Source organism: Mycolicibacillus koreensis (assembly GCF_002104795.1).
Classification (GTDB): Bacteria; Actinomycetota; Actinomycetes; order Mycobacteriales; family Mycobacteriaceae; genus Mycobacterium; species Mycobacterium koreense.
In genome coordinates this window covers 18,900-30,506 of record NZ_NCXO01000006.1, presented here as the reverse complement: position 1 = coordinate 30,506, position 11,607 = coordinate 18,900, and the positions used below count along the sequence as shown (strand labels likewise).

Genomic DNA, 11,607 nt, shown 5'->3' with positions numbered 1-11,607 from the left:
GTCAGCGGTAGCTGTCCAACGGCGGGCACGAGCACACCAGGTTGCGGTCCCCGTAGGCCCCGTCGATGCGGCGCACCGGCGGCCACACCTTCGGCCGGTAGGCGGTGCCCAGCGGATACCCGGCCTGCTCACGGCTGTACGGGTGGGTCCAGTCCTCGGTGAGCAGGCACGCTGCGGTGTGCGGGGCGCCGCGCAGCGGATTGTCCTCGGCGGTCCAGTGCCCGCCGGCGACCTGCTCGATCTCCTCGCGGATCGCGATCATCGCCGCGCAGAACGCCTCGAGTTCCTCGAGGCTCTCGCTCTCGGTGGGTTCGACCATCAGGGTGCCGGCCACCGGGAAACTCATCGTCGGGGCGTGGAACCCGTAGTCGGCGAGCCGTTTGGCGACGTCGTCGACGGTGACACCGGTCGCCTTGGTCAGCGGCCGCAGATCCAGGATGCACTCGTGGGCGACCATGCCGTCGGTTCCGGTGTAGAGCACCGGGTAGTGCCCGCCGAGGCGGCGCGCCACATAGTTCGCCGAGGCGATCGCCGTCAGCGACGCCGCCCGCAGCCCCGCGGCGCCCATCATCCGGATGTAGGCCCAGGTGATCGGCAGGATCGACGCCGAACCGTACGGGGCCGAGGAGACCGGGCGCCCGCCGGGCAGCCCGTCGACGAGGGGATGGCCGGGCAGAAACGCCGCGAGGTGGTCGCGCACCGCCACCGGGCCCACCCCCGGACCGCCGCCGCCGTGCGGGATGCAGAACGTCTTGTGCAGGTTGAGGTGGCTGACGTCGCCGCCGAATCGCCCGGGCCGGGCCAACCCGACCAGCGCATTGAGGTTCGCGCCGTCGACGTAGACCTGCCCGCCGGCGTCGTGGACCGCCGCGCAGATCTCGGCGATGTCGGCCTCGTAGACCCCGTGGGTCGACGGGTAGGTGATCATCAGCGCGCCCAGATGCTCGGCGTGCTCGGCGATCTTGGCGCGCAGGTCGTCGAGGTCGACGTCACCGTTGTCGCGGCAGGACACCACCACCACCCGCATCCCGGCCAGCGCGGCGGAGGCGGCGTTGGTGCCGTGCGCGCTGGACGGGATCAGGCACACGTCGCGGTGGGCCTGCCCGCGGCTGGCGTGGTAGTCGTGGATCGCCAGCAGCCCCGCGTACTCCCCCTGCGAGCCGGCGTTGGGCTGCAGCGACACCGCGTCGTAGCCGGTCATCTCCGCCAGCCACGTCGCCAACTGCTCGATCAGGGCCCGCAGGCCCGGGCTGTCGGCGGCCGGGGCGAACGGGTGCAGCCCGGCGAACTCCGGCCAGGTGATCGGCTCCATCTCCGCGGCGGCGTTGAGTTTCATCGTGCACGACCCCAGCGGGATCATGCTGCGATCCAGCGCGATGTCCTTGTCGGCGAGGCTGCGCAGGTAGCGCATCATCGCGGTCTCGGTGCGGTAGGCGGTGAACGCCGGGTGGGTCAGGAACTCCGAGGTGCGGGTGATCACGCCGGCGCACACCGGTTCGGCCGGCGCCACCCCGAACGCGTCGAGCACCGCGGCGACGTGCGCGTCGGTGGTGGCCTCATCGCAGGCCACCGAGACGTGGTCGGCGTCGACCCGCCACAGGTTGATGCCGGAGGCCTTCGCGGCGGCGACGATCTCGTCGGCGCGCCCCGGGACGCGGGCCAGCACGGTGTCGAAATACCGGTCGTGGACCAGCGCATCACCGAGCCCGGCGGCGATCGCCTCGGCATGCCCGTGCACCCGGCGGGCGATCGCGGTGAGCCCCTCAGCGCCGTGGTAGCTGGCGTACATCGCCGCCATCACCGCCAGCAGCGCCTGCGCGGTGCAGATGTTGGAGGTCGCCTTGTCGCGGCGGATGTGCTGCTCACGGGTCTGCAACGCCAGCCGGTAGGCGGGGGCGCCGTCGGCGTCGACGGAGACCCCGACCAGACGCCCGGGCAGTTGGCGGGCGTGCCGCTCCCCGACCGCCAGGTAGCCGGCGTGCGGGCCGCCGAAACCCATCGGCACCCCGAAACGCTGCGCGCTGCCGAAGGCGACGTCGGCGCCGATCTCACCGGGCGGGGTGATCAGCGTCAGCCCCAGCAGGTCGGCGCCGATGGCGACCAGCGCGCCCCGCTCGTGCGCCTCGGCGACCAGCGGCGCCCAGTCGGTGACCCGCCCGCTGGCGCCGGGCAGCTGAGTGATCACCCCGAAGAACTCGCCGTCGGGCAGACCGCAGCGCAGGTCGGCGGTGACGATCTCAATGCCCAACGGTTCGGCGCGGGTGGCCAACACCGCCGCGCTCTGGGCGAACAGGTCGACGTCGACGGCCAGCCGGGCCGACTTGCCGCGCGCCGCCCGGTGCATCAGCGTCATCGCCTCGGCGGCGGCGGTGCCCTCGTCGAGCATCGAGGCGTTGGCGACCGGCAGGCCGGTCAGATCGGCGACCATCGTCTGGAAGTTGAGCAGCGCCTCCAGCCGGCCCTGGCTGATCTCCGGCTGATACGGGGTGTAGGAGGTGTACCAGGCCGGGTTCTCCAGGATGTTGCGCCGCAGCACCGCCGGGGTGACCGTGTCGTAATAGCCCTGGCCGATCATCGAGGCGGCCACGGTGTTGGTTTCGGCCAGCGCCCGCAACTCGGCGAGCGCCTCCTGCTCACCGACCGCGGGGGGCAGATTCTCCAGTCCGGGGGCCGGTGCGGTGCCGTCGCCCGGGTCGAGGATCGTCGCCGGCACCGCGCGCGCGGCGAGGTCCTCCAGTGAGGAGACCCCGATCGCGGCGAGCATGGTCTGCAGCGCGGCCGGGTCCGGGCCGATGTGACGGTCGGCGAAGGTAGCTGTGCGGGGCAGGGAGGTGCGGGACAGGGAGGTGCGGGACAGGGGGGAATCGGCGGGCACGGGTGACGCTCCTGACATGGGTGGACAGCCTGACGGCGGGCCCTCTCCCTCTGTCTTCACCCGGGCACCGGGCGCCTGAAAGATTCGGTGTCCCGTCCGGCTGGGACGGTCACCTTTCCCCATCGGCGGGCGAACCCGGCGGGCCGCCGCTTTCCAGAGGCATCGGGGCCAGGCGCGGTCCGGGTGCCTGAGAGGTTGACGGAGAGGTGTTGCTCCTTCGGCGTCCGTGACTGGCGGCCACGGAACTCTCCCGCGCGTGGGCGATGCGTCCCCCACCTTACCCAGTGGCGTCGGTGCGCTCGGCCGCGGCCGCTACCCGGTTTTGCGGTCCCGGTTGCGTCGCCGGCTGGCCAGCTCGTCCTCGGGAGCGGCGAGCGTCTCCCCGCCGTCGGCGCGTTCGCCGGGGAAATCGGCGATAGCCCCGGTCAGCTCCCGCATCGTGCCGGAGACCGCGATCCCGAACACCCCCTGGCCGCCCTGCAGCAGGTCGACGACCTCCTCGGCGGAGGTGCACTCGTACACGGTGGTGCCGTCGGAGAACAAGGTGATGTTGGCCAGGTCGGACACGCCGCGTTGGCGCAGGTGGTCGACCGCCACGCGGATGTTGTGCAAGGAGATGCCGGTGTCGAGCAGTCGCTTGACGATCTTGAGCACCAGGATGTCTTTGAACGAGTACAGCCGTTGGCTGCCGGAGCCGGCCGCGCTGCGGATCGACGGCACCACCAGCGAGGTGCGCGCCCAGTAGTCGAGCTGACGGTAGGTGATGCCGGCGATCTGGCAGGCGCTGGGACCGCGGTAGCCGACCAGCTCATCGGGGATGGAGTCGTCGGGGAACAGCCCGCCCTGCACCGGCTGATCCGACGCGGCCGAAGCCGTGCCGAGGGGGTCAGCAAGGTCCAGCTGTTCTTGGCGGGGTCGTTCACCCACGGGCGCATCCTCTCGCTGATCACGCTGTAAATCCCTGGCCGTCGGCGTCACCGGCATCGCGTGGGGCTGCTCAAGTGGTTGTGAGCATACGCTTTTCGGCGGGCTGTTGGCCTGTGGTCGCTCTGAAATTATGGGTGTCGCCCCACCCGATCGCGCTGTTGTGTCGGGCGTGTCGGGCATCGTGAGACCCATCCGTGACTCGGCCGACTCCGGGCCGACTCCAAGGGGGGGTCTTGCAGGGAAGTGTACGGGCCTGCTCAGGTGGCCTTGAAATCGTCGGGCGAGACACTGTCGAGGAACTCTTTGAACTTCTCCACCTCGTCTTCGCGGGCGGCGCCGGACTCCTCTTCGTCGCCCTCGTCGGGGATGAGCAGTCCGGCCTCGGCGAGCACCGTCTCCTCGACGTAAATCGGCACCCCGGTGCGCAACGCGATCGCCACCGAGTCCGACGGACGTGCCGAGACCGTCACATCGGCGTCGAAGACCAGATCGGCGTAGAAGGTGCCTTCCTGCAGGTCGACGATGCGCACCTCTTTGAGGGAATGGCCCAGCGCGGCAATGAGATCGCGGATCAGGTCGTGGGTCAGCGGCCGGGCCGGCTCGACGCCCTGCTGCTCGAGGGCGATCGCCGCGGCCTCGGCCTGCCCGATCCAGATCGGCAGGTACCGGTCCCCGCCGGCCTCGCGCAACAGCAATACCGGCTGGTTCTGCGGCTGTTCGACGCGAATGCCGACGACGTGCACTTCACCCATCTGTGTCTGCCCTCCGCCCGTGCGGTGCCCAACTCCGAGGCCGTCACGGGAAGTCTAGTCCTCAGGGATGCAGAACGTCGCGCACGGCGGACTTGATCAGCGACGTGTGCAACGTGATCGCCAACGCCGCCACCTCGCGGGCCAGATCGTCGGCGCGGTCGCGGGCCCCGGCCTTGCCGGCCTTGACCACCGGCCCGGCGATCTGGGCGATCAGGTCCGACTGTCGGTCGGCCGCCGAACGGAACGCCCGCAGGTGCCGGGGTTCCACACCGTAGTCGCCGAGGGCGCGGGCGCACTGCAGGATCGCCACCGCGTGCTCGTCGAAGAATCCGCCCGGCCCGGTGGTGATCACCCCGGCTTTGAGCAGCGCGGTCAAAAGCGCCTCGTCGACCCCGGAGCGCGCCAGCAGATCCTCGCGGCTCAGCCGGACCTGGGTGGGTGCGACCGCGGCGGTGTCGGGACCCTCCCCCGCCGCCGGGACCAGCCGTGGCGCCGGGTAGCCGGTGGTCGGCAACTCCCCGTCGGGCTGGGCGTCAAGATGCGCTTTGATGACCTTCAGCGGCAGATACTGGTCGCGCTGCGCAGCGAGGACGAACCGCAGCCGCGCGCAGTCGTAGGCGGTGAAACGGCGATACCCCGACGCGGTGCGCTGCGGGGTGACCAGCCCCTCGGACTCCAGGAAACGGATCTTGGAGATCGTGACGTCCGGGAAGTCCGGGCGCAGCGCCGCCAGCACCGCCCCGATCGACATCCCGGGCAGCGCGGGCGTTTCGGGCGCGGTCACTGGCCCCCGGAACCCCCGTCGTCGCTTTTCGGGCCGGTCAGAAACACCAGACGGAACTTGCCGATCTGGACCTCGTCGCCGTTGGACAGCACCGCCGAATCCACCGGCTCCCGGTTGACGTAGGTGCCGTTGAGGCTGCCCACGTCGACGACCTGGAACTCCTCACCCTCCAGCCGGAACTCCGCGTGGCGGCGGCTGACGGTGACGTCGTCGAGGAAGATGTCGCTGTCGGGGTGGCGGCCCGACGCGGTGATCGGCCGGTCCAACAGGAACCGGGAACCGGCGTTGGGTCCGCGTTTGACCACCAGCAGCGCCGAGCCGGCCGGAAGGCCCTCGACACCGGAGACCGCGCTGTCGGCACCCACCTGCGCGGGTGCGTCGAGTTCGCTGAGGAAATCAGCACGGAATACCGAGGTTGTCTCCGCGGTGACGTCGTCGGAGTCTTGATCGTTGTCGTTCTCCGTCACCCGCTCCTCCTTACTGGCTGCAATTCGCGCGGACCGGACCCGCACACGGCGTCATTGCCGGCGTTTCCGTCGCTGTGTCGACCGTACCGCGCCGCGGCCGGGAATGTACCCGCCACGCCACGATTCGGCGGCCGTCTCGGCGGTCAAACCCTAACAATGCTCATTCGGCGAGGGTCGCGCGGTAGCCCTGCGCGTCGAGCAGGGCCGCTGCCTGTGCGGCGGCGTCGCCGGCGCCGGAGTCGGTGTCGACCCGCAGATCGACCAGCCAGCCCGCCCCGTAGGGGTCGGAGTTGACCAGTTCCGGGCTGCTCGCCAAATCCTCGTTGACGGCAACCACTTTCGCCGTCACCGGGGCGAACAGGTCCGACACCGACTTGGTGGACTCCACCTCGCCGAACGACTCCCCCGCGGTGACCGTCGCCCCGACCTCGGGCAGCTGGACGAACACGACGTCGCCGAGCGCGGCCTGCGCGTAGTCGGTGATGCCGACCCGCAGCACCGCGGCGTCGGTCGGCCGCACCCATTCGTGGTCGGCGGTGTAGTGCAGGTCGTCGGGGACGTGACTGGCAGGGCTCACAGCGATCCTGTTCCTCGGGTGGGCAGCGGTTTACTTGACGGGCTGAGCGTATTGGCGGGGTTTCGGTTGCCGCAAGGCGGTGATCTCCACCCCGTCGGCCTGCGCCACGCTCATCTGCCCGCCGGAGCTCTCGACACTGTCGACCGCGCCGCCGGGGATCTTCATCGCCGCCGCCAGGGTCGGCGGATCACCAATCGCGACAATCGAATAGGCCGGCGTCAGGGTTTGGTCGTCGACGACCAGCGCGCCGGGCACCCCGGCGACCCAGGTGTCGACACCGACGCGCACGGCCTGCCGGTCGTCGCTGACCTGCATCGCCTCGGCACCGGCGGCCCTCAGCTCGTTGATCACGTCGAGCAGGTTGTCGGGGCTGACCCCGGGGCGGGGGTCGTCGATGGTGATGGTGACCCCCGGGCCGGTGGCCCCGACGGTGCCGATCAGGATCGACAGCGCAGCCAGGCGCGCCTGCGCGGATTCGATGGCGGCCTGGTCGCCGCTGCCGGCGGCCTGCAATGCGGTCAGGGTGCGTTGCAGATCGGCGACCTCGGTGTTGAGCGTGGCCTCCCGCTGGCGCAGCGAGTCGAGCAGCACCAACAGGTCGGCCGGCCGCGCGGTGTCCAGGGAGTCGCCGGTCTCGGTCTGGTGGACCTGGGTGGCGATGGCGACCCCCAGCCCCAGACAGAGCAGGACCGCCAGCACCGCGAAGACCGGCTGGCGTCGGCCGCGGCGCAGCAGGCTGCCCGCGGGGCCGGGTTCCCGGTCGGGATGGTCGTCGGGCAGCTCGTGGCGTCCGTGACCGGACTCGTCGGCCGAGGGGTGCGCGGTCGGATCCTGGCTCATCGGCCTCACGCCCCGAACAGCCGGCGACGCAGCGCCGCGGCATTGCCGAAGATGCGGATACCGAGCACGACGATGATCGCCGTGGACAGCTGGGTGCCGACCCCGAGTTGGTCGCCGACATAGACGATGAGGGCGGCCACCAGGACGTTGAACACGAACGAGATCACGAACACCTTCGGGTCGAAGATCTTCTCCAGGTAGGCGCGCAGGCCGCCGAACACCGCGTCGAGCGCGGCGACCACCGCGATCGGCAGGTACGGCTGGACGGCCTCGGGAACGCTGGGGTGAAACACCAAGCCCACCACGATGCCGATGGCCAGTGCTGCGATGCCGATCATGGGTGCTGGGAACTCCTGACTGGGTGGGCGGGGCGGTGGGCGGCGGTGCGGATCACGGTCCGCCCGGTTCGGCGGTGCTGTGGGCGTAGGTGACCTCGCGCATCGTTCCGGCCGGCAGTGCCAGGCCGTCGCCGGCGCGCACGGTGACCCCCACACCGTAGGTGACTTCGAGTTGACGCAACCAGCGCAGACCGGCGGTGCGGTCGAAGGCCTTGCCCATCGTCGGCGGGCCGATCGCCAAGATGGTGTAGGGGCTGCTGATCGGGGTGTTGTCGACCAGGATCGCCCCACCGGCCTGGCGCAGCGTCACGTTCGGGCCGATCCGGACCCCGTCGACGGCGATCGCCTCGGCCCCGGCCGACCACAGCGAGTTCACCGCCGACTGCAGGTCGCGGTCCAAGATGATCTGGCGGCTGCCCGCCACCCGCTGCTTGGAGACGTCGCTGAGGTTGCGGCTGACCCCCGGGTCGGTGACGGTCACGGTCAGCCCCGGGCCGATCACCGGGGTGTCGGCGGCGGCCAGGGCGAGCGCGTCGAGGCCGGTGAGCAACCGTCGGCCCTCGGTGTCGGCGCGCAGTTGGCGGCGCTGGGAGTCGCTGACGTCGGTGGCCAGGGTGTTGCGGCGCGCGGTGAGTTCGTCGGCGGAGTGTTTGGCCGCCCGCACATTGGTCGCCAACGTGCGCTGCGCGGCGTTCATGCCCGGGGCCACCGAGCGGGCCTGCGCGACCGCGCCGGCGAACACCACCGTCACCAGAAGCGCCCCCAGCAGCTGCCAGCCCCAGCGCAGCAGCCGCGGCTGTGGCGCCTCGTGACGGCGCGCCGCGGCGGCGGCGTAGCCCGGGTCGAGGTGCTCCGACAGCAGCGACCGCAGCAGTGACGGCACCGCGCGCCGGCCCTGGTTGTCGTAGCCGCTGAGCGCGAAGAACGGTTCAGTCACCCCCACCCCCGGCAGTCACCCGCGGCGGTGCGCGCAGCACCAGGCCCACCTGCAGCAGATACAGCACCCCGGTCCACAGGTACAGGTAGAGCCCCCAGATCAGAAACGCCCAGCCGCCGGCGCCGAGCACCCGGCTCCACAGCGCCTCCTGCTGACCGAGGAGCACCAGCGGGAACCCCGACATCAGGGCGAACGTGGCGGCTTTGCCCAGATAGGTGACCGGCAGCGCGGTCCACCCCCGACGGCGCAGCAGCGGCAGGGTGGCCGCCAGCAGCCCGTCGCGCCCCAACAGCAGGGCGAGGAACCACCACGGCACCAGCGAGTGCGCCACCAGCGCCAGCGGGACGATCACCATATAGAGCCGGTCGACGGCCGGGTCCAGCAACTCCCCCAGCCGCGACGACTGGTTGAACAGCCGCGCGATCTTGCCGTCGGCCCAGTCCGACGCCCCGCCGACCATCAGCACCACCGCGGCGGCAACCTCGGCGCCGACGCCCAACAACAGATACAGGAACACCGCGATCAGCGCCAAGCGCAGCACGCTCAGCGCATTGGGCACCGTCAGCACCCGATCGTGCACCGCAGGGTCCATACGGCGCGACCTTAGCGGAATACCCCGGGCAGGCTGAGCGCGGCGAGGGTGTCGTCGGCCAGCGGGTTGTCGTGAACCATGTAGGTCCACGTCGAGGTGGGCCGGGCCAGCTTCGACAGGTCCACCCCCGGTTCGTCCTCGATGGCCGCGGAGGTCTCGAACGTCTGCTGGGCGGCCTCGATCGCGTCGGCGGCCAGCGAGGCGAACGCGTCGACGGCCATCCGGTGGAACTCGTCGAGCGGGTTCTGCCGGCCCAGCGCCCGCAGATGGATGCTCTCGCGGATGTCGGCCAAATACGCCAGGTGATCGGCCCACCCACGGTCGAGGTGGTAGAGCATGATCTGGCGGCAGATGTGGCCGAGCTGCTCCTCGGAGAGCCGCTCGGTGAGCTCCGCGTAACGCTCGGGGGCCAGCTCGGCGAGCTCCTCGCGGGCGGTGTCGGTGGACAGCAGTGTGTTGCGGCGCTCCACGATGATCGCCCGCTGCTGAGCGGTGAGCTGGTTGTAGCGCCAGGTGTTGGCGTGCACGTCGAGCAGCCGACCCTCGGCGACCCGCTGGGCGTGGTCGAGCAGCGAGGCCGCCTTCTTGCTGAGGATCCGGCCGTCCTCGTCGGTGTCCAGCGGCAGCTTGGCCGACTCCAGGTAGTCGGTGACGACCTCGTCCTCCCACGAGGCGAAGAACACCGACGAGCCGGGATCGCCCTGGCGGCCGGCTCGGCCGCGCAGCTGGTTGTCCAGTCGGGCGGTGCGGTGCCGGCCGGTGCCGACCACGTGCAGCCCGCCGAGGTCGGCGACCGCGTCGTGGTCGGCCTCATCGGAGCCGCCGAGGCGGATGTCGGTGCCGCGCCCGGCCATCTGGGTGGAGACGGTGACCCGGCCCAGCTTGCCGGCCTCGGCGATGATCTCGGCCTCCTCGGCGTCGTTCTTGGCGTTGAGCACCACCGCCGCCACCCCGGCGCGGACCAGGCGTTCGTGCAGGTCCTCCGACTCGGCGACGTCATGGGTGCCGATCAGCACCGGCTGGCCGGTCTCGTGCACCGCGGCGATGTGCTCGATGATCGCGGTGTGCTTGGCCGCGGCGGTGATGTACACCCGGTCGGACTCGTCCTCGCGGATGTTCGGCGTGTTCGGGTCGATCGGGGACACGCCCAGTGAGTAGAACTGGCGCAGCTGCTCGCCGGCCGCCAGCGCCGTGCCGGTCATCCCGCACACCGTCGGGTAGCGGTTGACCAGGGCCTGCACCGTGATCGTGTCGAGCACCTCGCCGGTCTCGGTGGTCTCGATGCCCTCCTTGGCCTCCACCGCGGCCTGCAGCCCGTCCGGCCAGCGCTGCAGCTGGGCGATCCGCCCGCGCGAGGAGTTGATCAGCTGCACCTTGTCGTCGCGCACGATGTAGTGCACGTCGCGCTGCAGCAGCACATGGGCGTGCAGGGCGACGTTGATCTCGGTGAGGGTGCTGGCCACGTGCTCCTCGGAGTACAGGTCGATCCCGCCGAGTTTGGCCTCCAGCTTGCGCGCACCGGCCTCGGTGAGGTGCACGTTGCGGCTGTCGGAGTCGGTGTCGAAATCCCGGCCCGGCTTCAGCTCGCCGACCCAGCGGATGATCTCCACCCGCGGGGTTTCGCGGTGGCTGGTGCCGGCCAGCACCAACGGCACCAGCGCCTCGTCGACGAGCACCGAGTCGGCTTCATCGATCAGGGCCACGTCCGGTTTCGGCGAGACCAGGTCGGCCATGTCGGTGACCAGCTGGTCGCGCAGCACGTCGAAGCCGACCTCGTTGACCGAGGCGTAGGTGACGTCGCAGCGGTAGGCCTCGCGGCGCTGCTCGGCGGTGGATTCGGCGGCCACCCAGCCGACGCTGAGGCCCATCGCCTCCAGCAGCGGGCCCATCCACTCGGCGTCGCGGCGGGCCAGGTAGTCGTTGATCGTGATCAGGTGCACGTGACGCCCGGCCAGGGCGTAGCCGGCGGCCGCGATCGCCCCGGACAGGGTCTTGCCCTCCCCGGTGGCCATCTCGATGACGTCGCCGGCCAGCATCCGCAGCGCCCCGAGCAGCTGCACGTCGAACGGACGCAGGCCGGTGGTGCGCTCGGCGGCCTCCCGCGCGATCGCCAGGAACTGCGGGATGTCGTCGGAGTCGGCGAGGTCTTTGAGGTTGAGCAGTTTGGCGGCTTTGCGCAGCTTCTCGTCGTCGAGGTTGGCCGCCTTGGTGTCGTAGTCGGCGGCGGCATGGACCTGCGACAGCGAGTGGGACTGGTTCTTCTCGGTGCTCGCCCCGAGCAGCTTCCAGAACCTGGTGCTGAGCCGGCCGGGCTTGGTTGAGGTTTTCGCCACACGATTACCGTACGCGGAGCCGGTCCGTCGGCCACGCTGAGCCGCACGTTTGGGTGCGCTCAGGGCTGCAAAACGCACCGAGGCGTGCGGCTCGCGGGTCGGGACCGGCGGCCGGCCCCGATCCGCCGGGGTCGAGGTGACCTCGGGCCGGTGCGGTAGTTTTCGGCTCCGGGGTGTCGCCGCGA

At 70.9% G+C, this 11,607-nt stretch carries 11 protein-coding genes and 1 riboswitch; all 11 genes read right to left on the bottom strand.

Translation table 11 applies throughout. The features are described from left to right. Window position 1: 1 nt before the first annotated feature. The 11 genes from gcvP to secA2 all read right to left on the bottom strand — a co-directional run bounded on the left by gcvP (window position 2) and on the right by secA2 (window position 11,422). Window positions 2–2,827 carry an aminomethyl-transferring glycine dehydrogenase gene (gene gcvP / locus B8W67_RS04195; RefSeq protein WP_218959025.1) on the bottom strand — a complete coding sequence of 942 codons (2,826 nt, stop codon included), beginning with the start codon at window positions 2,825–2,827 and terminating at the stop codon, window positions 2–4. A gap of 213 nt (window positions 2,828–3,040) precedes the next feature. After that, window positions 3,041–3,138: riboswitch (glycine riboswitch) on the bottom strand. A 49-nt stretch (window positions 3,139–3,187) separates the two neighbouring features. After that, window positions 3,188–3,802: a MerR family transcriptional regulator gene (locus tag B8W67_RS04190; protein WP_069390955.1), complete on the bottom strand. Its 615-nt coding sequence runs from the start codon at window positions 3,800–3,802 to the stop codon at window positions 3,188–3,190. 257 nt (window positions 3,803–4,059) lie between these two features. Beyond that, the gene (locus B8W67_RS04185) at window positions 4,060–4,554 is read right to left on the bottom strand and encodes a bifunctional nuclease family protein (RefSeq protein ID WP_069390956.1); all 495 of its coding nucleotides are present in this window, start codon (window positions 4,552–4,554) and stop codon (window positions 4,060–4,062) included. 61 nt (window positions 4,555–4,615) lie between these two features. Continuing rightward, window positions 4,616–5,338 (bottom strand): transcriptional regulator FtsR, encoded by a 723-nt coding sequence (gene ftsR / locus B8W67_RS04180; RefSeq protein ID WP_069390957.1) that lies wholly within the window; start codon window positions 5,336–5,338, stop codon window positions 4,616–4,618. Further along, window positions 5,335–5,805 carry a glycogen accumulation regulator GarA gene (gene garA, locus B8W67_RS04175; protein ID WP_069390958.1) on the bottom strand — a complete coding sequence of 157 codons (471 nt, stop codon included), beginning with the start codon at window positions 5,803–5,805 and terminating at the stop codon, window positions 5,335–5,337. The genes ftsR and garA overlap by 4 nt, the downstream gene beginning before the upstream one ends. Before the next feature lie 160 nt (window positions 5,806–5,965). Further along, window positions 5,966–6,382 (bottom strand): glycine cleavage system protein GcvH, encoded by a 417-nt coding sequence (gene gcvH / locus B8W67_RS04170; RefSeq protein WP_069390959.1) that lies wholly within the window; start codon window positions 6,380–6,382, stop codon window positions 5,966–5,968. Between the two features lie 30 nt (window positions 6,383–6,412). Further along, complete coding sequence (locus B8W67_RS04165) at window positions 6,413–7,222, bottom strand: DUF881 domain-containing protein (RefSeq protein WP_069390960.1); 810 nt, start codon at window positions 7,220–7,222, stop codon at window positions 6,413–6,415. A gap of 5 nt (window positions 7,223–7,227) precedes the next feature. Further along, complete coding sequence (locus B8W67_RS04160; protein ID WP_069390961.1) at window positions 7,228–7,560, bottom strand: small basic family protein; 333 nt, start codon at window positions 7,558–7,560, stop codon at window positions 7,228–7,230. Window positions 7,561–7,612: 52 nt separating this feature from the next. Continuing rightward, the gene (locus B8W67_RS04155) at window positions 7,613–8,497 is read right to left on the bottom strand and encodes a DUF881 domain-containing protein (protein WP_234793803.1); all 885 of its coding nucleotides are present in this window, start codon (window positions 8,495–8,497) and stop codon (window positions 7,613–7,615) included. Then, window positions 8,490–9,089: a CDP-alcohol phosphatidyltransferase family protein gene (locus tag B8W67_RS04150; protein ID WP_069390963.1), complete on the bottom strand. Its 600-nt coding sequence runs from the start codon at window positions 9,087–9,089 to the stop codon at window positions 8,490–8,492. Before B8W67_RS04150 ends, B8W67_RS04155 begins: the two co-directional genes overlap by 8 nt. A gap of 11 nt (window positions 9,090–9,100) precedes the next feature. Next, on the bottom strand, window positions 9,101–11,422 hold the full coding sequence (gene secA2 / locus B8W67_RS04145) for an accessory Sec system translocase SecA2 (protein ID WP_069390964.1): 2,322 nt from the start codon (window positions 11,420–11,422) through the stop codon (window positions 9,101–9,103). Window positions 11,423–11,607: the final 185 nt, after the last annotated feature.

Coding starts and splice junctions, on each gene's coding strand:
- B8W67_RS04165 (WP_069390960.1), bottom strand. CDS start 7,222: ATGAGCCAGGATCCGACCGCGCACCCCTCGGCCGACGAGTCCGGTCAC.
- B8W67_RS04160 (WP_069390961.1), bottom strand. CDS start 7,560: ATGATCGGCATCGCAGCACTGGCCATCGGCATCGTGGTGGGCTTGGTG.
- B8W67_RS04185 (WP_069390956.1), bottom strand. CDS start 4,554: ATGGGTGAAGTGCACGTCGTCGGCATTCGCGTCGAACAGCCGCAGAAC.
- B8W67_RS04150 (WP_069390963.1), bottom strand. CDS start 9,089: ATGGACCCTGCGGTGCACGATCGGGTGCTGACGGTGCCCAATGCGCTG.